Origin of the sequence: Bacillus sp. Cr_A10, from assembly GCF_029222665.1 — a bacterium.
GTDB lineage: Bacteria > Bacillota > Bacilli > Bacillales_A > Planococcaceae > Psychrobacillus.
In genome coordinates, this window is the sequence record NZ_JARHXR010000007.1 from 295,441 (window position 1) to 318,796 (window position 23,356).

General features: G+C 35.9%; 20 protein-coding genes. 5 read left to right on the top strand and 15 right to left on the bottom strand.

Features of this window, described 5'->3' with window-relative positions; genetic code table 11:
* Positions 1-9: 9 nt before the first annotated feature.
* Together P2Q73_RS05485 and P2Q73_RS05490 are read left to right on the top strand one after the other, a co-directional pair.
* Positions 10-1,647 (top strand): hypothetical protein, encoded by a 1,638-nt coding sequence (locus tag P2Q73_RS05485; protein WP_275784750.1) that lies wholly within the window; start codon positions 10-12, stop codon positions 1,645-1,647.
* A gap of 81 nt (positions 1,648-1,728) precedes the next feature.
* Positions 1,729-3,177, top strand: a complete 1,449-nt coding sequence (locus P2Q73_RS05490; protein WP_275784751.1) for an S-layer homology domain-containing protein — start codon at positions 1,729-1,731, stop codon at positions 3,175-3,177.
* A 100-nt stretch (positions 3,178-3,277) separates the two neighbouring features.
* Here P2Q73_RS05490 and P2Q73_RS05495 read toward each other — a convergent pair whose 3' ends face one another.
* Both P2Q73_RS05495 and P2Q73_RS05500 read right to left on the bottom strand, forming a co-directional pair.
* The gene (locus P2Q73_RS05495) at positions 3,278-4,621 is read right to left on the bottom strand and encodes a GntP family permease (protein ID WP_275784753.1); all 1,344 of its coding nucleotides are present in this window, start codon (positions 4,619-4,621) and stop codon (positions 3,278-3,280) included.
* A 15-nt stretch (positions 4,622-4,636) separates the two neighbouring features.
* Positions 4,637-5,767, bottom strand: a complete 1,131-nt coding sequence (locus tag P2Q73_RS05500; protein ID WP_275784755.1) for a glycerate kinase — start codon at positions 5,765-5,767, stop codon at positions 4,637-4,639.
* A 127-nt stretch (positions 5,768-5,894) separates the two neighbouring features.
* Between P2Q73_RS05500 and P2Q73_RS05505 the strand changes: the two genes are divergently transcribed.
* Entirely contained in the window at positions 5,895-6,986 is a 1,092-nt protein-coding gene (locus P2Q73_RS05505; protein WP_056827781.1) for a CdaR family transcriptional regulator, read from the top strand.
* Between the two features lie 49 nt (positions 6,987-7,035).
* Here the strand turns inward: P2Q73_RS05505 and P2Q73_RS05510 are convergent, their stop codons facing one another.
* Entirely contained in the window at positions 7,036-7,521 is a 486-nt protein-coding gene (locus P2Q73_RS05510) for a C40 family peptidase (protein ID WP_056827783.1), read from the bottom strand.
* 494 nt (positions 7,522-8,015) lie between these two features.
* Here P2Q73_RS05510 and P2Q73_RS05515 point away from each other — a divergent pair, with 494 nt between their 5' ends.
* Positions 8,016-9,722, top strand: coding sequence for a methyl-accepting chemotaxis protein (locus tag P2Q73_RS05515; RefSeq protein WP_056827785.1), 1,707 nt, complete (start codon positions 8,016-8,018; stop codon positions 9,720-9,722).
* A 224-nt stretch (positions 9,723-9,946) separates the two neighbouring features.
* On the opposite strand, the gene gdhA is transcribed toward P2Q73_RS05515, so the two are convergent.
* The 5 genes from gdhA to P2Q73_RS05540 all read right to left on the bottom strand — a co-directional run bounded on the left by gdhA (position 9,947) and on the right by P2Q73_RS05540 (position 16,377).
* Positions 9,947-11,329: an NADP-specific glutamate dehydrogenase gene (gdhA, locus tag P2Q73_RS05520; RefSeq protein ID WP_275784757.1), complete on the bottom strand. Its 1,383-nt coding sequence runs from the start codon at positions 11,327-11,329 to the stop codon at positions 9,947-9,949.
* Between the two features lie 296 nt (positions 11,330-11,625).
* Positions 11,626-13,224, bottom strand: a complete 1,599-nt coding sequence (locus P2Q73_RS05525) for a M20/M25/M40 family metallo-hydrolase (RefSeq protein ID WP_275784759.1) — start codon at positions 13,222-13,224, stop codon at positions 11,626-11,628.
* A gap of 70 nt (positions 13,225-13,294) precedes the next feature.
* Positions 13,295-14,641, bottom strand: a complete 1,347-nt coding sequence (locus P2Q73_RS05530; protein WP_275784815.1) for an amino acid permease — start codon at positions 14,639-14,641, stop codon at positions 13,295-13,297.
* An 80-nt stretch (positions 14,642-14,721) separates the two neighbouring features.
* Positions 14,722-15,489 carry a dimethylarginine dimethylaminohydrolase family protein gene (locus P2Q73_RS05535; RefSeq protein ID WP_275784761.1) on the bottom strand — a complete coding sequence of 256 codons (768 nt, stop codon included), beginning with the start codon at positions 15,487-15,489 and terminating at the stop codon, positions 14,722-14,724.
* Between the two features lie 15 nt (positions 15,490-15,504).
* The gene (locus tag P2Q73_RS05540; protein ID WP_481747137.1) at positions 15,505-16,377 is read right to left on the bottom strand and encodes a dimethylarginine dimethylaminohydrolase family protein; all 873 of its coding nucleotides are present in this window, start codon (positions 16,375-16,377) and stop codon (positions 15,505-15,507) included.
* A 137-nt stretch (positions 16,378-16,514) separates the two neighbouring features.
* Between P2Q73_RS05540 and P2Q73_RS05545 the strand changes: the two genes are divergently transcribed.
* Positions 16,515-17,252: an IclR family transcriptional regulator gene (locus tag P2Q73_RS05545; protein WP_275784762.1), complete on the top strand. Its 738-nt coding sequence runs from the start codon at positions 16,515-16,517 to the stop codon at positions 17,250-17,252.
* A gap of 141 nt (positions 17,253-17,393) precedes the next feature.
* On the opposite strand, the gene P2Q73_RS05550 is transcribed toward P2Q73_RS05545, so the two are convergent.
* The 7 genes from P2Q73_RS05550 to P2Q73_RS05580 form a co-directional block, all read right to left on the bottom strand.
* On the bottom strand, positions 17,394-17,840 hold the full coding sequence (locus tag P2Q73_RS05550) for a HEAT repeat domain-containing protein (RefSeq protein ID WP_275784764.1): 447 nt from the start codon (positions 17,838-17,840) through the stop codon (positions 17,394-17,396).
* A 141-nt stretch (positions 17,841-17,981) separates the two neighbouring features.
* Positions 17,982-18,788: a hypothetical protein gene (locus P2Q73_RS05555; RefSeq protein ID WP_053590384.1), complete on the bottom strand. Its 807-nt coding sequence runs from the start codon at positions 18,786-18,788 to the stop codon at positions 17,982-17,984.
* A gap of 199 nt (positions 18,789-18,987) precedes the next feature.
* Positions 18,988-19,677, bottom strand: coding sequence for a hypothetical protein (locus P2Q73_RS05560; protein WP_053590385.1), 690 nt, complete (start codon positions 19,675-19,677; stop codon positions 18,988-18,990).
* 45 nt (positions 19,678-19,722) lie between these two features.
* Positions 19,723-21,174, bottom strand: coding sequence for a ribonuclease YeeF family protein (locus P2Q73_RS05565; protein ID WP_275784765.1), 1,452 nt, complete (start codon positions 21,172-21,174; stop codon positions 19,723-19,725).
* Between the two features lie 117 nt (positions 21,175-21,291).
* Positions 21,292-21,738, bottom strand: a complete 447-nt coding sequence (locus P2Q73_RS05570) for a DUF5085 family protein (RefSeq protein WP_056827804.1) — start codon at positions 21,736-21,738, stop codon at positions 21,292-21,294.
* On the bottom strand, positions 21,735-22,193 hold the full coding sequence (locus P2Q73_RS05575) for a DUF5085 family protein (RefSeq protein WP_275784768.1): 459 nt from the start codon (positions 22,191-22,193) through the stop codon (positions 21,735-21,737). Before P2Q73_RS05575 ends, P2Q73_RS05570 begins: the two co-directional genes overlap by 4 nt.
* Before the next feature lie 382 nt (positions 22,194-22,575).
* Complete coding sequence (locus tag P2Q73_RS05580) at positions 22,576-23,340, bottom strand: hypothetical protein (protein ID WP_275784770.1); 765 nt, start codon at positions 23,338-23,340, stop codon at positions 22,576-22,578.
* Between the last annotated feature and the right edge of the window lie 16 nt (positions 23,341-23,356).

Consider the following 23,356-nt stretch of genomic DNA (forward strand, 5'->3'; position numbering starts at 1 on the left):
GGCATCATTTTGCATAAGTTTTTACCATACATATTAACTATTTTTATTTTATTACTTACATGCATGTCATTACCTTCTTTAGCAAATGCATCTACCCTCGTGGATGGACATTTTGTCGATGCGACTTATGAAGAGGTTGTTTTAGAGGATAAAACAATCGAAAAGAAGTTAACGAAAGTTACTTTAATCAACGACACAGGTAAAACGATTACCTTAAATATCGATAAGTATACACCTCTATTTATCAATTCTACTTCTACAACAATGGACGCTTTTAAAGAAGGTATGTGGGTCCAAGCGACTGTTGAATTACGAAAAGTGAAAGAACTCAGAGGCTTTGCTGATATTCCTCAAGGTGAATCTAATGCGATAGGTGAGTTTCTGACAGGTACCGTTAATGAAATTGATAGAAACGGAAAATTTATTGCGATTAATTTAAAGAACAAGCAAACGAAGCGATTTTATTTGGACCAACACACACAAGTATTTAAAGACACGAAACTTGTTGATTTGAGCGTTCTCTTTGAAGGAGATCGAGTAAAATTAAACCTCTCTGATTATGATGCAGATACACTTTCATCAATCGAAGTAATAGTGGAAGGCATTCAAGTAGAGAATCTTTATAAAGGAACAATTCAACAAATTGATGCGAATCAGAAAAAACTAGTTATGAAAGAGGAAAAGGTATTTAAAAACTGGAACTGGCAATCTTCAAATACTGCTAATCCAAAAACAATTTCATCTCGATCTTTTACTGCAAAAACTCCTATATTTGTTGGTAATAAAAAAATAGATCCTTCTCAACTTCGTTACTATGTAAACAATGAAGTTTATTATGTAACAATTAGCCAATTCGGCAAAGAAGTAGTCCAAAAAATAATTATTAAACAATCGAATGAGCGTACAATTCATGAAAACTTATATTCTGTTGATACCGCTTCACAAAAAATTAGACTATCCAGTACCGGAAACATTCCATACCACAACGGGACAATTATCATTCGCAATGGACGTTTAGTGGACGCAAGTGCATTGACTCAAAGCGGTAATGCATATGTAATAACAAACGGTGGTACGTCTCATCAATATGCAAATATTATTCATATGACAAATGACGGCTTCCAAAGTTCTAGCTTGTCCAATCATGAAATTTATTTCGGACAAATTAATAGTGTTGGATCCAATAAGTTATTTGTTACTAACGTAAACCAGTTGTCTAATAATTATTGGTACTCTACTTCTTTAACTAATCTGAGTTTCAGTACTGATACGATAGTCGTCGAAGACTATAATAGTGCAACGAAAGACTTTACAAATAGCACAAGTAAATATGCTTATTTCTATGTAAAAGATAATCATGTAGTCGCAGCTCATATAATAGGAAGTGGAAGTCCCGCATCATTTGTTTCTGTTGGGCGTTACGAGGTAAATTCCTACTCTTATTACAACTATATTGACTTGATCGACGTAAGCCAATGGAGCAATGGTAACTGGACAAATGTGAATCCGCTTTATAATTTAGACGTTAGCCAAACTACTTTCATTAAAGAAGGAAAAGTTATCTCTGCTAGCGATATAAAAGTAAACAATAGATTATATATTCTTCACGACTCATACTTGAAAGCTCGAATAATTTTAGTCGATTAAGGGATGATAGGACATGTTTTAGAATTTCAAATCATGTCCTTCGTTTCATAAACTACTCGAAAAGAGGTAAGGAATTAAACAATGAAAAAATTTACTATCAATCTACTAGCCTTATTGTTATTACTAACTATGTTAACCCCTTCTGCGAGCGCAAAAGCACCTGACTTTAATGGTGGTGTTCTTGATGAATATGAATATGAAGAGGTATTTTTCTTAGGAAATTCTCCTGTTACTTTTTCTGGAAAAGCGACAGTTACCGAAAAAGAAAATAAAAACCAATTAACTTCTACATATAAATTTACATTATCAAATATTTATGGAGACAAATTAACACGTAGCGTTGTATATGTTTCCGATTTAAAAAGCTATGAAACAAAAGGCCAAACTACTTCGAATAAGAAAGTAAAAAGTTATTCAGAAAAAGTTACGATGAACGATTCGAACAAAACAACATTTACCTTGGATGATTATCAATTTTCACAAGGATCTGTCATTGATAATCGACCAGCAACAGATTATTATTCAGGAAATGTTATTGCACGTAAAATTTATATAAGAACTGCTAAAGTCGGTAAAATAACAGAGAAAAAAGAAGTAACAGTATATATGAGTGGTCGTGATGTTGGGTATAAAAATTTCTGGGGGTCTACTGATACTCAATTTATTGACTATGAAATCGTTACTCCTGAGGGAACCTCATTTGTTACTAGCAAAGTTTCTGATAGCAAATCAAGAGTGCTAGAGTACGAACCGCATACTCCTTCTCTTTCAAGTTTTGTGGGAGGACATTCCGTGATTAGCTCTTCTAATATGGTCTCTGAATACACGTTTAATATGCCTTATCGCTATTCTGGTCCAACTACTGGAACAATCTATTTAAATAAAGAAAAAACACCAAAAGTAGAGCGTTTAATTGTTCCGAAATTTCGCGACATCGCAAAACATTGGTCAAAACCAAACATTGAAAAACTTTATTCATTGGGTATTTTCGACGAATCAAGTAACTTCTTTTCTCCAGATGCAGCAATGAAAAAAGACCAATTTACAGTAAGCGTTGCAAAAGCTGTAGATTTGCGTGTATTAGAAGAAAAGCCAACAAAGAAAAATACAGTTAAAAAAGCTTTATTTGAAGACCTAGACCCAAAAGATCCTAACTATGTATATATAGAAAGCGCATTAAACAATGGAATTGTAAGCCCTGTAAACGCTAAGAAATTCGGTGCGAAAAACTCCATCACTCGAGCTGAGGCAGTTACTATTATAGTTCGCTCACTAGGCCTAGAGGGTCGTGCACCTAGCCCAGGATATAAAACAAACTTTATCGATGACCATAAGATACCGAAAGAAGCAAAAGACAGCATCTATGTAGCAAGTGAATTAGGTCTAATCGACCCTGATAGAAAAAATCGCATTAACGCAAATGAAGTATTAACTAGAGGTAAAGCATCCCAACTTTTAGTACGTTATTTAAACTTCTTAGAATCTGACTTAAAACAAAATTATCGCGACGACATGCTTTACTTCGACTAGAAAACAAAAAAATCCCCTTCCAAAACCTAAACAGGTTGGAGGGGATTTTTGTTTCAGAATTGTTACTGGTGCCAGGCACTCGTAACATTTTTGTCATTCTTCAGACAAATATTAACCAAAGAATCATTGTTACTATTATTGTAGTGATTCCTTGCAGTAAGGTAGCCATTGTTTGCGCTTTGTATGCATCCGTTACTTTCATTCCACTAAATTGTGTTACTACCCAGAAGTAACTGTCGTTTACATGGCTTACCGTCATTGCACCAGCTCCAATGGCCATTACCACTAGGGCTAGTGGAAGTGCTCCTTCAATTCCTAGTGTAGGAAGCATTGGTGCTATTAAGGATGATGTTATAACAAGTGCAGCGGTGGATGAGCCTTGAGCCGTTTTTAGTGCTGCTGCAATAAGGAATGGAACTAATAAGAATAATGCACCATTTGCTAGAGCCCCTAAATCCATTTGTTGTAATTGATCAGCAACACCAGAATTTTTAATTACTGTTCCGAACGATCCACCTGCACCAGTGATTAATAAAATAGGTGCCGCTTCTTTAAGACTCTCTCCAATCCATCCAGATAAAGTTGTTTCACTGATTTCAGGTAGTAATAAAAATGATGCCAATACTCCGAATAATAATGCTACTGTTGGAGCTCCTAAAAACTGAAGAAAATGTGTGAATCCTGAGTCACTGCCGGTTAGTGCAGCTACTGAACCGATCCCTATTAATATAATTGGTAACACGATAGGTAGAAACGATTTAAATGTAGAAGGCATCTTGCCAAAGGATTTAATTACTTCTTCATAATCCAGCGCTTCTTCATGATCTGCATCTACTTCAATTTTAGATCCTACTTTTATTGCCCAAAAATAACCTACAATCACTGCTGGTATAGCTACTAATAAACCAACTAGAATAATAGTTCCTAAATAGTCAGAAGCTCCAATGTTTCCTGCAGCTGCTATCGGTCCAGGAGTTGGTGGAACTAGTGTATGAGTCGCAAATAAACCTGTTGAAAGTGCGATCGCCATCGATGCAACCTTTACTTTTGCACGTTTTGCTAAAGACTTTTTTAAGCTAGAAAGAATAATAAAACCAGAATCACAAAATACCGGAATAGAAACGATATAACCGATAATTGACATTGCTAGCTGTGGACGCTTCTCTCCTAAAATACGAAGCACCACTTCTGCCATACGATAAGCTGCACCTGACTTCTCTAAAATAACCCCTATGATTGTCCCTGCAACAATTACAATACCAATGCTCGTCATCAATCCGCCGAATCCGGTATTTACATTTTCGACTACAGTCAGTAGTGGCATTCCAGAAGCGATTCCTACGAAAAACGCACTCATCAATAAAGCTAAAAATGGATGAAGCTTGAAAACCGCAGTTGCTACTACAACTAATACAACACCAAGTAAAATAACCAAAAATAACATTTTTACACCCCTTTTTTATTTTTCTAAAATGGATTGCATCATTTCTTTTGTTCTCAATCGTAAATATTGAGCAGCATTACAAATGGATTCTTCTTGTGAAATAGTCCCATCTGCTACACTTGAGAGTTTATAAAAATAAGAACTTAATGCTGAAACGCTTGCTTGTTCAATAAAACCAGAAAGCAAGATTACTGGAATACCCGTTGTCTTAGCGGCATTCGCGATTCCAATTGGTGCCTTGCCTGAAAGTGTTTGAAGATCAGATTTACCCTCCCCAGTAATGATAAAATCTGCTCCAACAATTTGTTGAAAAAAATCAATTGCTTCCATGACTACTTCAATACCTGGTTTTAATTCAATTGGGAAAAATGCTATAAAAGCACCTCCCAATCCTCCAGCTGCACCAGCTCCCTGCTGCTTATGTAGAGAAATTCCCGTTAAATCTTCAATTCTATTTGCTAGATTTAATAAATTCTGATCAAGCTTTTCCACTAAATTAGGTGTAACACCTTTTTGAGGACCGAAAATAGCAGTCGCACCATTAGGTCCAACTAGTGGATTATCTACGTCGCAAGCAAGTATAAAATGCGAATTCTGAATGCGCTTATCAAAATTAGTAGCATCTATTTCAACTAAATCCCTTAGTCCGTCAGCTCCTGGCTTAATTTCTGATCCATCTTTATTCAGAAATTTCATTCCTAGCGCTTGTAGCATACCAGTTCCACCATCGTTTGTTGCACTTCCACCTAAACCAACAACAAATTTTCGAAATCCATTATCTAGTGCATGTAATATTAATTCACCAGTGCCGAATGTGGAAGCAATGAGAGGATTTTTTTCATGCTCCTTTAAAAGCGTTAAGCCAGAAGCTTTAGCCATTTCAATCACACAAGTTTCTCCATCTCCTAGAACACCGTATTCTACTTGAACAAGACGACCTATTGGATCGTGTACTTCCAAATGAACGGTTTTTCCATTTGTTGCGATAATTAGCGGCTCTAATGTGCCTTCTCCACCGTCTGCTACAGGTAGTAATACAGTTTCAATAGTTGGATCAATTTCTTTTATTCCCTCCGCTATCTCAAAAGCAGCTTGCGTTGCTGTTAAGGAACCTTTGAAAGAATCAGGACTCACAATTACTTTCACGTAAACACCTCCTTTTATTTAAGCGCTTACATAAAATTATAGTGTTCAATTTCTAGATTTACATTATACTTGAAGTATAAATTTACTGTACTATAACAATTAAAAATTTATACATCACGGAGGTTCTATGATTACTAAACAGCTTGCAAATCAAATAGTTGAGCAAACGATGCTTCGACTACATAGAAATATTAATGTCATGCAAACAAATGGAATCATCCTTGCTTCAGGGGATGAATTACGTGTAGATAGTATTCATGAGGGAGCTGTAATAGTTGCTGAAACGAAGAAGGTACTGTGGATAACGGAAGAGAACAAACACTTATTTCCAAAAACAAAGCCAGGAATTAATTTGCCTATATTTTTTCAGAATGAACTAGTTGGGGTTATAGGGATTACTGGAGATCCTAGTGAAATCGAAGAGATTGCAACCCTCGTCCAGCTTACGACGGAAATGATGGTCCATCAAGCACTTATCGTTTCCGAAAGAGAATATAAGCGAAAAATGCAAGAAATGGTATTTGAAGAGCTGATGAGTGGTCAGCCTCTTCAAAAAGTAATTTATGAAAGAATTAACAAAATAGGATTTGTTAATAGTGCCCCTTTTTATGCAATGATGTTAGAAATTAATCCAGAGTCTAAATCCTATCAATCGATCCTACAAGGAATTGAGTACTACTTTCAAAACGACTCAATTCTTGTAGGCCATTATCAATTAAATGAACATTTTATTCTTATATCTGGTCTTGAAGAAAATTTATTTAAAAAGAAAATATCCGCACTTGCCTCTAAGCTGAAAAAGTATGATGTATTACCAATTGGAGTAGGACAAGTTGTACGCTCTATAGAAGAAGTTCATATTGCATATCAAACAGCCAAAACTGCTCTAAAGCACGGACTTCCGGATAAAAACATCGTCTATTTTGAGGATGTTGAATTATTTTCCTTACTAAAAAAACATGATAGCCGTGAAGCAAAGCAATTTACAAGTCGTATATTAAGTGGTTTAAATGAAAAGTTACTCCTAACATTGCAAGAATACTTTAATTGCAACCAACAACTCGCTGTTTGCGCGGATACTTTGGTCATTCATCGTCATACTTTGGCATATCGACTCAAAAAAATTGGCGAACTAACTGGTTACAATCCAACCGTTTTTCAAGACGCCATCATCCTACAAATTGCTTTGTGGTGTCTTGATCCAAATAGAAAAAGATAAACAAAAAACCGTTTCAGCATAATTCGCTGAAACGGTACTATTTATATGATTATTTTTTCGCTACTGAAACGTTTGCAACTTTTTTAGCGCCAACGTATTTTTTTCCCCAATAATATGGGTCATTAATTTTGTCGATTCTAACACCTTTAGAAGAAGAAGCGTGAATAAATTTTCCACTACCTATGTATATCCCTGCATGAGAGACACCTTTTCCAGTTGTGTTAAAGAAAACTAAATCTCCTACTGCTAAATTGGCTTTTTTCACTGCTTTACCTGTACTATACATACCAGCTGCTGTTCTAGGTAACTTAACACCTTGTTGTTTGTACACAAAACCAATGAAACCAGAGCAATCAAATCCTGCCTTCGTTGTTCCACCATAACGATATTTAATTCCTATTAGACTTTTCGCACTTGATACGATTTGTGTCGATGCTACAGAGCTTGCTGCTTCTGTATTTCCTGCAAATGTTCCCGCGGCTAAAACTACAGTTAAACTAAAGATAGTGATGATTTTTTTAAACAAAGAAGTCAAAATTTATGTTCCTCCAGAAGATGTATACTCGAAAAAAATTCTAACTAAAACTTTCTGAAAATTTCTCTATACCCATATTATCACGAACTAAACATTTGTGAGTTTACAGTTGTGTAACAAATCTATTACATAGATTTGTTTGAGATTCCTAAATTATATTACTTCTATATTAATTACCATTGTATATAAAGTTTTACGATCAGCTAATTTATTTCACAATTCGTCGAAATATCCCAACTAAACAATGCAAAAAATTCGCTTTTCTCGACAATCCCCCTATTTAAAACTATCCCCTAGCTTAATTCGAGTTTTATTTCAGGTGCCAGGCACCAGTAATATTTTTGTAACAATTCATTTATTCGTTTTTTTAATAGAATAGTCACATAATCGTTTGAATTCGGTTGAATGACATGTATCTTTTATACCTGTTTATATGGTATAAATAGTTTATATAGGTTGATAGGAATTACCTAGGAACAGGGGAGAATTTAATATTGAAATCGAAGAATACTTTAACAGTACAATTGGGCTCGATCATTGTCGGCATAATTATTGCCGTACTAATAATTACGTCTATCGCTACTTATATTACCGCATACGATAAGTTGTATGAAGCTGCTGGTGTTGAGGCATATGGTTGTGCCAATATTACAACAGGTTTAATTGATAGCAATAATGTTGCACTAATGCTAAAAGGTGATACTTCAACAATGGATGCTGTTGGGAAACAGTTAAACTGGACTACCGCGCACAAAGATATATTCGAATCACAATATATTATTGATTTAGAAGGTAATCTATTAGCTCTCGATGATAACTTAAAAGAAGATGGATTTAAAGTTGGGGATAAGTTTTATATAGACCAAGAGGCAGTAAATAATCTGCTTGAAATGGGTCATCCAACTTATTCTGAAATCTATGACTTCGGAGGGATGAAACGTCTATCCGGGTATGCTCCGATTTATGAAAACCATGATCCTTCGGGCAAGATTGTAGCAATAAGTGTCATTGATTTTGATGGTTCGATTGTAGGTGAGCGCACATGGGATGTTGTGAGCAAAGGAATCTTAATTAGTTTGATCCCAATGATCTTAGCATCATTATTTACTTTATTTTTGATTAGAAGGAAAACAAAACCACTATCTGCATTAATCGTGCATGCTGGGGAAATTGCAAAAGGAAACCTTTCTGTGAAAGATACAAGCTTTCATAGTAAAGACGAAGTTGGTTATTTAAGTCATACGCTCAATACACTTGCTGGAAATCTTCGGAATATGTTAGGAACAATTCAAGCGACTTCTCTAAACTTAACTAAAAATGCCGAAGACACATCTGCTTCTCTGAATGAAATGAAGGATGCTGCACACCAAATAACTATCAATATGAGCGAAACAGCAGCTTCTGTATCAGATGGAACGATTACGGCAGAGCAATCTTCAAGTATCTTGCAAAAATTAGCGGAAGGATTACAAGATTCTAAAGAAAATGCCGATGCAAGCGTAATGAATTCAAAAACAACGATGAATACGGCCAAAGAAGGCTTAACTCGTGCAAGTGAAATCAGTCATGACATGAATAAAATTAAAACTGCTTCAATTGAAACTGGCGAAACCATTCAACGTTTAAATGAAGCAACAACAAGAATACAACAAATTACAGGTTCTATCGCAGCTATTGCAGCCCAAACAAATTTACTTGCCCTTAATGCTTCAATTGAAGCTGCTCGAGCTGGTGAACAAGGTAAAGGATTCGCAGTTGTTGCAGAGGAAGTGCGAAAACTAGCAGAACAATCGAACGAAGAAGTTAATCAAGTTGAAAAAATTGTAAAAGATATTACAGAAAGTATTCAACAAGTAGTTGCTTCCACGGAAGAAAGCACGAGATTGATTGAAACTGGATCTAATACAGTTAAAGAAACTTCCCAATCATTAAGTGATATTTCGTCAGCAGTCGCTAAAACAGTTGATGAAATTTCCATGATATCCTCAATGACAACAAACGAGGCAGAAAACTCTAAACGTGTTGTCGAATTGATTAATCAATTAACCGAATCTATTCGAGAAATAGAAGAGGTTACTACATCGATTTCTGCTGCAACAGAGCAAACTTCCGCATCTATTGATGAAGTTGCAAACCGATCCATGGAGACAAGCCATATGGCACAGGAACTTCAAAAAATAGTCGGTCAGTTTAAATTATAAGCAAATTTGGAAGCCGTTCTTTTAACTAGAGCGGCTTCTTTTTTTTATGACAAAGGTGTTACTGGTGCCAGGCACCGAAACAATCATGAATAACATGAATGTTTAAACAAACACGATTGTTCGAACAATGAAGTAAATTTCAATTTAATTTAATTTAATTTAGGGTTTCGGTACCTGGAAAATAAAAACCGCTCCAGGTCTATTACCTGGAACGGTACATTTAATTAGTGTACACCATGCGCTACCATAGCATCTGCTACTTTCAAGAAACCTGCAATATTTGCTCCAACAACTAGGTTACCGGGATAACCAAAATCGTTAGCAGCATTATGACAGCTTTCGTAAATATTTCTCATTACCACTTTTAACTTTTCATCGACTTCTTCAACTGTCCAAGACAATCGCATGCTATTTTGGGACATTTCCATTGCAGAAACCGCCACACCACCAGCATTTGCTGCTTTTGCCGGTCCAAATAAAACACCTTTTGCCAGGAATGCTAGAACTGCTCCTTCTGTACAAGGCATATTCGCACCTTCTCCAACAGCAATTACACCATTTCCGATGAGAATGTCAGCGTCTTTTTCTTCCATTTCATTTTGCGTGGCACAAGGCAATGCAATATCACAAGGGACTTTCCAAATTTCAGTACAACCTTCAACATAAGTTGCTTTCTTATGAAATTTTAAATATTCTTGAATTCTTTTATTATCAAATTCTTTTAACTGCTTTACTGTTTCAACATCAATGCCGTTCGGATCATAGATATAACCATTGGAATCACTACATGCTAATACTTTAGAACCGAGTTCAATTGCTTTTTCCATTGCATATGTAGCAACGTTACCAGAACCCGAAACGATGACGGTCTTCCCATTAAAACTATCGCCTTTTTCTTTCAACATTTCTTCTACAAAATAAACACAGCCGTATCCTGTTGCCTCTTTTCTACCTAGACTACCACCATGATTCGGATCTTTGCCAGTGAAAACTCCAGCCTCGTAACCGCCTTTTAAGCGATTATATTGACCGAACATATAGCCAATTTCTCTTTTTCCAACACCGATATCCCCTGCTGGAACATCCATATCAGCCCCAATATATTTACTTAACTCTGTTATAAAGCTTTGAGTAAACCGCATAATCTCACGGTTGGATTTTCCTTTTGGATCAAAGTCGGAACCACCTTTACCTCCACCAATCGGTTGACCAGTCAATGCATTTTTAAATGTCTGTTCAAAAGCAAGAAACTTCATGATGCTACTATTAACAGTCGGATGAAAACGAATCCCACCTTTATATGGCCCAAGACTATTGTTAAACTGGACACGAAAACCTCTGTTAACTTGAACCTTTCCCGTATCATCTTCCCATGCAACACGGAAAGAAATAACTCTGTCTGGCTCTGTTATACGTTCTAAAATACCATTATTTATAAACTCAGGGTGCTTTAAAAATACTGGACGAAGAGAATCAAAAATTTCTCTTGTTGCCTGTAAAAATTCTTTTTCACCTGGGTTACGTTTCTTTACTAACTCGTATACTTCATGCACATAATCATTTGATTTACTTTTTAATTCATCCCTTACCTCTCTTGCAATTTCCATCTCTCATCTTCTCCTGTCATCCATTAGCATATGCTTATTATCTCGAAAGCTCATAATATATTCAATATAATTATAAACAAATTCACATAAATATGCATTTTCTTTGATCTCCTATCAATAGTATATTCACCTTTTTAGTCTCCGATTTGTTACAAAAGTGTTACTGGTGCCAGACACCAGTAACACCTCCTTAACATCCCAACTTCCAACTCCCAAGTCTCGATCTCGGCATCGTATCAACGACATTTATAACAAAAAAAATGACTCCATTTTAGAAAAAAGGAGTCATTTCAATATTAGTATAGACTTTTAATAAGTGTTTCTAACATAACAGGCATTTCGACGAATGCGCTGTCTACGTGTAGACGCTCTGTCTTTTGATGTGCATCTTTCCCAAAAGGTCCTAAATTTAAAACAGGTCCATTTAGCTTAGCCATGTCTTCGAATGGGATGCTGTACGTGTCACCCCAAACAGGTGTATTACTTTCAAAGGCAGTCCATCCATTTCCATCATCTTCATAATTCACATAGCTTAAATCACAAATACCATTGAAATAGTGGATTTGTTCAATTTTATTGTTAAATGATAGTGCCGAGTTTTTCATTAGCTCTACTGCATCTTTTACTAACTGATTGTTAGATGTATTGACTGCTGGATAGTATGGCGGTGTGAATAGGATAACCGTTGCAGGAGCAAGCTCTTGACATTGGATCATCAGGTTGTCGACGATACGTAGTGATTTTTCACGATCGTCCCACTCCTCATGCTGAAGTGCATCCTCTTTTAAGCGATTTACTTCTTCTGCACCCAGTTTTTTATTTGCATACGCAAGAAGTTCTTCATAGCGAAGTACCTTTGCTTTCCCTACTCCACTTACTTGTTCACGTTCACAAATTACCTTATAGTCTGTGTTCAATGCGTCCATTGCTTCATTTGCCACTTGTTCGAATAAATCCATAACTTCTGAAGCAGTACGCTTTAACAAAAACACATTATACAATGCTACTGCACGATAAGGCGTTTGTGTCGAATAAGACAGTTTTAAATCTTTTTGTTGCAATGAAACAGGAAGAGGTGTACTTTCTCCGAGATCCGTCTCACGGAACAAAGAATTATACTCCATACGCTGCGTCAAATACGAAGCGATGTAGTTTGCTGTCATTCCTTTCATCGGCTCCCCAACATGCGTCTCTTTTCCGTAAAATAAAGCAGCAGGCATAATTTTTCCAATTGTTCCAGAGTAAATATATTCCTCAATATCAGTTGGCTTTTGAGAAAAACATGGCTCACTATTTAGAAATAGTTTATAAGACAAATCAAATTCTTCTCGAATTGCCACTAACTGTGGAACTACTGCTCGCATTCCTGCAGAGTTTACTTCCTCATCTGGAACCGTAGTTAACACAAGATTTATTGGCCATTGTTCCACACTTGCTTTTTCAATAAGCTGCATATGAAGAGCTAATCCCATTTTCATATCCATCGTGCCTCGACCAAACAAATACTTTCCTGTCTCCAAATCGATACGAGCAGATTCTGGTAAATCAGCTGGATTTTCCATTAGCTTTTTCGTTAATTCCTCTGGAAAATATGCAAGCGGTTCTAAAGCGCCGTACTCTTCCGTTTGAACCGTGTCGAAGTGACTAATAAGTACTACTGTCTCCGTCGCCTCAGGATGTTTATATAAAGCAGTAACAGCAAATCTCCCTAAACCAGAGTCGTGCAACTGTAGGTGACTCGGACGCTCTTTAAAATAATCTAATTCTCTCAACTTATCTATCACTTTCGGAGCAAACTTTGTTTCACCTTCCGTCAGCGTTATACTATCCCAGCTTACGAGTTCGCATAACAAAGCTCGTAGTGTTTCTGGTGTTTGCCACAATAATTGGTTCATTTCAAATTTCTCCCCCACAAAGTTCTTATGCAAGACACTGATTTATTTACAATAAAATGTCATTTTCTTCTTATGCTGACTTTTTATCCTTCTTTTCTAGTCTCAATTTATAGAATACCATACAAGCTATAAAGAAGCCTACACCATAATAAAGTCCTACTCGTTGTGTTGGGTCAAATGCCAAAAACGCGAGAATCATTAAACAAAATGCAATACAGAAAATCGGGACAAAAGGATAGAAAGGTACTTTAAAACTCAAGTTCTCTAAAACTCCACCATCTCTCAAATATCTATGTCGGAACATCAATTGGGAGGTTGCAATTCCCATCCAAGAAATAGTAACAGATATCCCTGCTATAGACATTAATAGTACAAACACTGTATCCGCTTCCATAACACTTGTTAATAATGATAATAACGAGAACAATATCGTGAATAAAAGTGCATTAAATGGCACTTTACGTTTTGATAGACTTCCAAATATTTTAGGGGCCATACCTTCATTTGCCATTGACCATAACAGACGTGTAGAAGCATATAAACAAGAATTTCCTACTGATAGAATTGCAGTTAAAATGACAAAGTTCATAATGTCGCCTGCAAATGGAATTCCTGCAATATTCATTAATGTTACGAATGGACTTTCAAGTAGTCCCAATTCTGATGCCGGGAAAATAGCAGACAATACGATAATAGAAGCTATATAAAACACGACAATACGGACAAGGATAGTTCGAATCGCCTTTGGAATATTTTTTTCCGGGTTTTCTGTTTCACCAGCAGCAATTCCAACTAACTCAGATCCTTGGTAAGAGAATATTACGTTCATCATTGTTACAAAAACGATCGCAATTCCTGCTGGGAACAATCCTGAAGGTGCTAAATTTGTAAACATTGGTGTCGCTCTATCTTCAAGTGGAATGATTCCAAAGATTGCACCCAACCCAATGATTATAAATAAAATTACCGCTACCACTTTAATACCTGCAAACCAAAACTCTGCTTCCGCAAACACTTTTGTTGTTAAGGCATTGAGGGCAAATAATATAATCACAAAAACAGCACACCATATCCAAACTGGAACATCAGGGAACCAGTGCTTCATGAGAATTCCTGCTGCGGTAAACTCCACTCCGGCCGTTGCAGCAGAACCTACAAAGTACATCCAACCTAGAGAAAACCCAGCAGAAGGACTAATAAATCGAGTTGCATAGGTTTGGAAAGAACCTGTTACCGGCATATAAACGGCAAGTTCACCTAGACAAGTCATGACCATATACAAAATCAAACCGCCAAATAAGTAACCAACAATGGCTCCGCCAGGACCAGCTTGATTAATCGTATAACCAGCATTTAAGAATAATCCTGTTCCAATTACTCCACCAAGAGAAAGCATAAATAAATGTCGGCTTTTCATAGAACGGTTTAATTGATTATGTTGTGATGGATCCCCAATATTTGACACAATAAACTCCCCTTTTCCCCTTATCTATCTAATTAAAATCTTAAAGATAAACAGCTAAGTCCACCGTCTTGCTTACGAACCTCTGACATATCTAACTCTATTGTTTCATAACCCGCTTCATTAATTTGACGTTTTGTCTCTTCATATCCCTTTGGAATAATGACAAAATCATTTACACGAATACAGTTTGCAGAGTACTCATCTTGTGAGCTAATAACAATCTTTTCATATGAATCAAACGCAGGATGGTCAACAAATTCTCCTGCAACAACCATTTTGTTATTTCCTAAGTAAGCGATTCCAGTTTTTAAGTGGAAGAACTTTTTTAGTTGAATAATAGTTGCCTCAAAACCTTCTCCTTCAAGAATTTCTTTTAATTGGCGAGCCCCTTCTTCATTTGTACGTTCGGAGATTCCGATATAAAAGCTATTATCTGCTTGAAGAATATCCCCACCATCAAGCGTCCCAGGTGCTTTGATATAATAAAACTTCTCATAAAAATCTTTTAAAACGCTTTCAATTTCAACAATCTCTCCATTACGAGATTCTGCACCAGGATTTGTAATAACAGCAAAATCTGATGTAAGTACCGCTGCATCTTCTACGAATGTAGAATCAGGAAATTCTTCACTCGGTGAAAGAAGTGTTACTTCCACTCCGCACTTTTTCAGCGCTTCTACATAAGCCTCGTGTTGTACTAGTAATTTATCGTAATCTGGTGTTCCTAAATCTGATGTAGTTAATCCCCCTACATAGCTCTTTCCAGGTGTTTTTGCAATTACATTTTTAAAAATACTCATTTTAATTTCCTCCTTTTAATTTCTGATAACAGGACTAGTTAGACATGTTGGACCACCAGTTCCTAAAACACTAATTTCGTGTCCTTTGTATTCATAAACAGTTGCGCCAGCATCTAAAAGCTGTTTCTTTGTTGATTGATTACCTTCCACAAGGACACACACGCGAGGTGCAAGTGCCAATACGTTACAACCAAGATTGTCGTATTCCTCTTTTGGTACCTCAATTAATTGAATTCCTCGCTCGATCAATAATTGTCTGAAAAATACGGGCATTAGCGGCGAATATACAACTGCCAAGTCTTTATCGACCATGCTAATAAATGACATAAGATGCAGACACTCTTCAACCCCTAGATCGTGAGGAAGTTGTACTATGATAAACTCATCCACAAATGGAGCCGTTATTTCTTTTAATTGGCGTATTGCTTCATCATTTGTACGATAGCCACGTCCAACTACTAGTGTTTTATCATCTAACCAAACGATGTCACCACCATCACATACAGCTTCACCTGTTAACTCTCCAATAATAGGAATCTCTTTATCTGTCAGAAACTCTTTATAAACAGTAGCTTCTGGTTGTCTTAGTTTCTTTCCTGATTTCAATATAATAGCTCCAGCAGGTGTGAATTTTACTGGATCATGTGCATAAATAGAATCGAGACCAACTTTCTCAGATGCTGGTAGATAATCTATTAGTGCTACATGCTTTTCTAAAATTTCAATAAAACCTTTATACTCACGAACCGCTTCTTCAAAATCAGGCTCCTGTAAGTAATTGAAGACTTTCCATTGATTTGCCAAATGATCTTGACTAATAAAAGCTTCGTTAGGATGTTTTACAATTACACGTTGTAATGATTTAAACATTGATGAATTATAATGCACTGCTTCTCCTCCTTTTCCGTTGAACGGAAAACTATTCCGTAGAATGGAAAGTTTTATATTTCAAATATAATTGCTCTATGTTACAATGTCAATATATTTTGAAAACTAATATTTATATAAATTAGGCGGTGCTTTTTATGCAATCCATTATTCGAGCAATGACCGTAGCACAGGTTTTGGCAACTCATACAACAGAAAAAGGAATGTCCATCTCAGATCTTTCCAAAGAGTGTGAACTCCCTCTTAGTACGATGCACAGACTGTTACAAGCTATGATTAAACAAGGTTTGGTTGAACAGGACGCACAATCCAAAATGTATCGACTTGGGATTGTATGGTTAGAATACGGACTCAAAGTTTACGACTCCTTTGATTACGTAAGCAAAATTAGACCAGAAATAGAATGGTTGTCCAAAGAAGTAGAGGAAAGTGTCTACCTAAGCAAACCGCTCGGGACGGAAGCAATGATTGTAGAGAGAATCGATAGCGAAAACAATCCAATCCGTATTTATGATCAATTGGGATTACGCATACCAATGAATATTGGCGCTGCCAATAAAGCAATGCTAGCTGCTATGCCAGCAGCCCAAACAGAAAACATACTGTCTCAGCTCCTACCAACAGACAAAATGTACGAAATGCTTATAACACTGGAGCAAATAAAAAAACAAGGCTATGCAACCAGCCACTCAGAAAGAACAGAAGGCACTTCCTCCATTGCCGTTTCCATAAAAGACAGCTTTGGACAAGTCATTGGAGCTATTAGTATTGGAGTAGTCAGCTTCAACCTGACCGAAGAACGACTCGAACTTTTAATAAACAAAGCAATGGAAGCTGGGAAAAGAATCTCCCATCGACTAGTTTCTAGCAACTAATAAAAATCCCAAAAGTCATCTCATAGACTTTTGGGATTTCTTTTGTTTTTAAATCTCTTAGGGCAGTTACAAAAAAAAAGTGTTACAAGTACGTTACTGGTGCCAGGCACCCGTAATATAGTTGTAACACTAGTTCTATGATTACTTGTTATTGCTTTTTGTGCTAATGTTAGCCCATTCATTTTTCAGCCAGTCCAAACCTTTTTCGCCTTCGTAAGCGTCGTAAACGTCATTACGCATTCTTTTCAGTTTGTCTAGAAATTGTTCAAATGTATGGTCGGCAGGTAAACTTTTCTTCACACGTAGGAAAACTTTATTTGCACCTTTGATCACTTCGAATTTTTTACGTTCTGGTACCTCAACGTCTTCACCAAACTCTAAAAGAATACGGTAAGCCTCTTCTTGAACTTTATAAACAGGATCATTTGCTACTCTAGAGTTTAGTATATCAATAACCTGACTTGTGTTATATTTCCCTAATTCCTCTACAGCATCATAACGTGCTCTCCAGCTAGAAGTTCTATTTGCTGCCTTTTTAAGCTCCTCATAATTCTCAGGTAACTCATTTTTTATAATTTTTTTACTCAAATACTCCAAACTCCTTCTTTGAATCAGTAGAAATTAATTCTAACTTTCTTTCTCCATTATATACTACAGAAAGCATTTCTCCTATTATGTGAAGGAGTCATATCTTCTACTCAAACAAAAATCTATACAATAGGAAATACTTTATGAATTCTTCACAGGTTCCTTCTTCTCTTTTACTCTTCTCAGTACATTCAAAATGCCCGCGACTATTTCTATATTTGTACTTGGTTTTCCTTCGAGGAACTCCATTTCATTTTTACGAATCATGTTGAAAGTCCAATTTTGATTAGGTGAAGTTAGTACATGTAATCCCTCAATAGACCAATTATTGTTTTCTCGATAAAAAATCATGAGCCGGTTGTTATGTAATCTATTTTGAAAAGATTGTTTTAAAATATTAACTAATGTTCCCGTATCCTGATTTTCATATAAGGAGACTAGTTTGTTCTCATTTATTATTTTTCCATTTTTCACCCATTCGCGATACTCTCTAGTAGGAATAAGGATTTTGTTGTTTGTTTTAGGTAGAATTTTGTTTCCTTCCACGCCCATCAGCATGCGAGGATAAATCACTTCATTCCAGGTAGAATCTGGAGTTCCATGCGTGTAAAGAGTATAAGCATTATCTTCATTTTTCGAACATTCGACTACATTTGTATTACCAAAATAAAATAAGCTCTTACTTTCAACATCTCTTAAAATCTCTACGACCATGTTTGTTCTAGACATAATCCAGAGAGCATTGCCAAACCCTTCTTCTAGCTTAACTTCTCCATCTACGAAATCTAAAAGTTTAAGCTTATGGAGCTTTTTATAAGTTCTTTCCCATTCCTTTTCAACTTCCTGTTTCGAAAGATATTGGAAAGGATCAGCAAAACCAATCAATGTTTTAGTATTCAATGTCTGCATCATCACGAAAATATCATTTACTGTAAACGTAGGAATCATCTACTCTTCCCCCTTTTCTTCCGTTTTTTTCTCTCAAAACTATTTCACTCTTCGGTAAAACCAAGCTAAGGATAGCGAAGAATATAATGGATAGAATTAATTACCCTAAAATATAACTTACGCCTTCGATAACCGACCAAGCAACAGGTATTGTAATCATACCTTACCGTCTTATTTCACTAAATAATAGCAATTTACATTATTTGTTTTTTCTTATCTTTTTCTTCTTCAAATATCGTTCATCCCTAGAACATCCAAATTGTGGATACACCTGTTTTACCAACTCCATATTTTTATCGATAAAATAGTACCTATGAATATAGACAGAAAAATAAGCAGTTAAAATAGATAATAAAGAAATTAGCACTATTAACAGTGTATAGAATGCAGAATCAGTAAATATAAACGAGAGTATGAATTGACCTAAAATATACCCTAGTGCACCAATGAAGCCCCAAGCGACATTTATACTTCTTTTTTGTTGTAATTTGTGATACGTTCCCGAATAAAGTGCAATCAAGTTTAAAACGTTTACTCCTACTAACAAGGCAATAAATAAACATAAACTAATAATATAAGGAGTATTTCCTTCAACTCCAATATTAAGATATAACATTTTTACTATGAGTAAAAAATATACATACGTATTTACTAAACCATAAACACCAAAAAATAAATAATAAGACTTTTCATACTTATATGGATTAATTAAATAGATAATAGCCCAAATTTGAATTATTGCAATTGGTACAATGGCTGCAATAAAAAAAGGAAGTGAAAAAGGTTCCGATATAATTGGTAACAACCCAATTAAATATAAAAATATGCTAAAAAACACGATAATATTTTTTTTATTCATTTCTGGTGTTTGAAATTTTAAATAAGACAATGTTACATCGTCAATTTTATTTTGTACTATTTTCTTCTCCCCCTATCATTTAAACCAAGAAGCAACTCCATCAATAATACCTTTCGTGCCTATTTTAATGGCGTCACCGATAGAATCAGATTTACCATCATTATTGACGTCCATAATTTTAATTTCACTCAAAACTGCAGTTACCATTGTACCTACAATAAGACCAGTCACTGCTCCTACTGCTACCCCAACTGGACCACCAGCAACTCCTGCCATTGCACCAATCTGAACACCTGCCCATGCGGAAGCCGCCATGGAAGCACCTGCAACAGCGACATCTCCTGTCACATTACCTGCAATTTCACTAGCTGATTCATTATTTTGAATTCCATGTACAATATCTCCGCCTGCCGTTGCAAATACAGTGATGTATCCGAGTTTATTTCCTGCAAAACGGAACGTTTCTCTAACATTGGTCATCGGATCCACTCGTCTTAAAATTTTCGTATAATTCGTTGCATTTGCTCCAGTGTATGTTTTCTTTTTTACACCTATCAGTTCTGGCCTTTCTACATGGATTACGAGTTTAGGCTTTCCTTGTTTTGTATATTTTGTTTCACTCCAGATTCCAAAACCTTTAGATGCCAATCGCAATTCTTTCGCTGCTTCGTAGCCAGCAGCAGTAAATCCACCCAAATTGGCAATAGCATTGATTGGCTTTTGCTCCCAATCGTTAATATCCAGACCAACCGTTGTCATTATACCTTCCCAAAGGTTCTTTTCTGTATTACTAGGAGAGGATATTTCCACTTCATTTTCTTTCACTCGCAGGTCATCAGCAAGCAAATTAATTTGATGTTGAAGATAAAACTTCCCAATTGGAGTAGAATCCTGCACATAGTTCCAATCTGCGCTAGGAAACTGAATGTCAGTTAGGCCTTCTGACATTAAGTACTCTATATCTGTTAACCACAATTCCATATTTAAAATAGCAGCCTCGATTATAGCTAAAGCATTTGTTTGCGTACTATCAAACTCATGTAAATCGGTTACTGTATTATCTCGCTTTTTCCGAGCATTCGTTACTCCATCCTGAACACCACTATCATCTAAATGTGGAAGGGCTACGATATCCGCTACTTGGTTCATAATGGCATTTGATTCCTCTGTCAAATTACTAGTGACTTGTGAAATTTCTGTGAGCCCTTCTTCCACTTCGCCTTCCAAAAAGCTCTCTCGAATAAATCCATTCGGATTAGATTCCAAAGCAGTAAGCGCATCACCCATTTGCTTAAGCTTACGATCAAACTCTTCTTTAAACGTTAGAAAAAAATGTAGAAAAGGTAAATGAGCATCATTATAAAATGAACGAATGGCATCACCACCTTGCCCCTTCAAGGAGTCTTGAAGCGCAACAAGCCCATTAACCGCGGTTTGTATTTTTTGCATTTCCCCTTCTAAACGCGTAAGCATTTGTATATTCTTCTGTAACCCTTCATCAAACGGTCTAACATCTAATATTTTCATGAATACACCATCCTACAATTTTAATATATAATCACTAGACAATATATTTCGTAAATGTTACAAGAATGTTACTGGTGCCAGGCACCAGTAACATTCTTCTAAACATCTCACATTTTTTTATAGTACGCCTAAGCTCATTTCGGCGTAGGTTCGATTGGAGTTTGTTTTTTTGAATTGAACGAATACGGGGGTTTTTTGGGTCATGTTGTGCTCTTTCATATAATCGAAGAGCTCCCAATACTTCACTTGAGATTGTACATCAAAGTCATTTATAATCCTGGTGCTTAATAGATTATTGACGTAAAAATAGCTCCGGAAATTTACTTCCTCTTCTTTTGGAATAGAAAATTGACTTTCTGCTATTGGTAAAAATAATTCGGCAGTCATGACTTCTGATGTTGGATCGCTAATGATTGTAAAAAATATTGGACCAGTTGGATGATAGCCGTGATCGGTTAAAATCGTATCAAAGTCTTTTAGTGCAATATCGATTTCTTCAGGTAAAAAGTTATAGAGTTTAGATGCGACATTTCGGTAAGCAATTTGATGGTTTTCAGCAATCATCCTTCATCACCCTGTCCTTTTATCGGTACATACAAATCAATAATATATTCACCGTAAACTTCTAGTAATACGCAATAATATGTATCTTCTACTTCTATTTGATTAGCTCGTGCATATGATTTCACTTTTTCATAAGCAGCATAAAAATCTATTTCTTGGTCTGCTTGACGTAGTAATAACGCTCTATCCAATACGAAAGATTCTTGAAATTTAAAATCCGTTTCATCACTTAAAACGACCGGACTACTGATTGGCAAGTAGTATGTGAAACGTCCAAATTTTTCGTCTGTTCGATTTTGTTCAAATGAAAATAATACAGGGCCGTTTTTGTACACATCTTTATTAAGCGTAAATTCCTCTATCTCATAAACGCCATTTTGCCAATCTTCTTTTTTCTGCTCCACCTCATATGTCAACACATTGTCAAACACTAATGAATACATTCCGATCCCCATCTTTTATCCACCCTTTCTTATAAAGATTCTCTTTTATTTAAATAATCTCGCTCATTAAAATTAAAGCTTTTGAAGCGCTGCTTACAATATAAAATAACAAGCTGTTTCGGAAGTATGAAAAGCATGACAAAAAATGTGAGAATTCCACCGCCAATAAGGATACTGCTAATCAGATCATCAATTGCAGACCTACGAGCAATGTATTAAATAATAAAAACAATACCTAAACCTCAAAAGTCATTGCTGGAATATAAGAATTAGTTTCAAATCGACCTCGTATTTCTAAATTTCCTGGACTTTGTCTTCCAGATTCAAGAGGTCCTCTAAGTACTTCATTAATCCTCTTCCTTTAGTTTCCCTAGCATGGAAAGCACTCTCCACTTCAATTGAATTGCTGCTTGTTTATATAACCGCGCTCATTAAAATTAAAGCTTTTAAATCGATGCTTACAATACCAAATAACGAGCTGCTCGGGAAGTATGAAAAGCATGACAAAAAATGTGAGAATACCACCGACAATAAGAATCATCATATTCAAATCATCGATGGCTGAATTTCGAGCAATGTATTGAATAATAAAAACAATACCAATACCTGCAATCGTCGCTGCTGGAATATAAGATGTAGTCTCAAATCGACCTCGTATTTCTCCCTTTTTGGAGCCTTTACGATAATGGCCTTTTTGCAAAAGAATATAAAAACGGATAAAGGTAGCTAAAAACACCAGTAATCCTATAAATAAAATAATAAATGTGAAATTTAGAAGAGATTCAGGAGTAGCTATTAATCCTTCCCCTTCTTTTCCAATTAAAAATAACGCCATTATTAGAAATGGAATAGAAGACATATTTTGCGTAACGATGATCGATAGCAAATACTGCATTTTCTCACTACGTTTATATACCGCAGGAATTGCATAAATCAAAGATAATCCTATTAATACAACCGTTATCCAAAAATGTACTGTAAGTATTTCATCCTTATATGGGTAAATAGTGGAATCAGCGGCCATAAAATATTCAAGGGCATATAGCAATGCTTGTAAAAAAATACCGATAATTAGAACAAAAGCTAAATTTCCAGGACTTTGTCTACCGGATTCTATCGGACCTCTTAATACTTCAAAGTCTTCTTCTTTAAGTTTCACTCTAATCACTTCTTTC

Coding starts and splice junctions, on each gene's coding strand:
- P2Q73_RS05555 (WP_053590384.1), bottom strand. CDS start 18,788: ATGATTCCTACGTTTACAGTAAATGATATTTTCGTGATGATGCAGACA.
- P2Q73_RS05545 (WP_275784762.1), top strand. CDS start 16,515: ATGCAATCCATTATTCGAGCAATGACCGTAGCACAGGTTTTGGCAACT.
- P2Q73_RS05505 (WP_056827781.1), top strand. CDS start 5,895: ATGATTACTAAACAGCTTGCAAATCAAATAGTTGAGCAAACGATGCTT.
- P2Q73_RS05525 (WP_275784759.1), bottom strand. CDS start 13,224: ATGAACCAATTATTGTGGCAAACACCAGAAACACTACGAGCTTTGTTA.
- P2Q73_RS05570 (WP_056827804.1), bottom strand. CDS start 21,738: ATGATTGCTGAAAACCATCAAATTGCTTACCGAAATGTCGCATCTAAA.
- P2Q73_RS05565 (WP_275784765.1), bottom strand. CDS start 21,174: ATGAAAATATTAGATGTTAGACCGTTTGATGAAGGGTTACAGAAGAAT.
- P2Q73_RS05530 (WP_275784815.1), bottom strand. CDS start 14,641: ATGAAAAGCCGACATTTATTTATGCTTTCTCTTGGTGGAGTAATTGGA.
- P2Q73_RS05535 (WP_275784761.1), bottom strand. CDS start 15,489: ATGAGTATTTTTAAAAATGTAATTGCAAAAACACCTGGAAAGAGCTAT.
- P2Q73_RS05575 (WP_275784768.1), bottom strand. CDS start 22,193: ATGGGGATCGGAATGTATTCATTAGTGTTTGACAATGTGTTGACATAT.
- P2Q73_RS05495 (WP_275784753.1), bottom strand. CDS start 4,621: ATGTTATTTTTGGTTATTTTACTTGGTGTTGTATTAGTTGTAGTAGCA.
- P2Q73_RS05490 (WP_275784751.1), top strand. CDS start 1,729: ATGAAAAAATTTACTATCAATCTACTAGCCTTATTGTTATTACTAACT.
- gdhA (WP_275784757.1), bottom strand. CDS start 11,329: ATGGAAATTGCAAGAGAGGTAAGGGATGAATTAAAAAGTAAATCAAAT.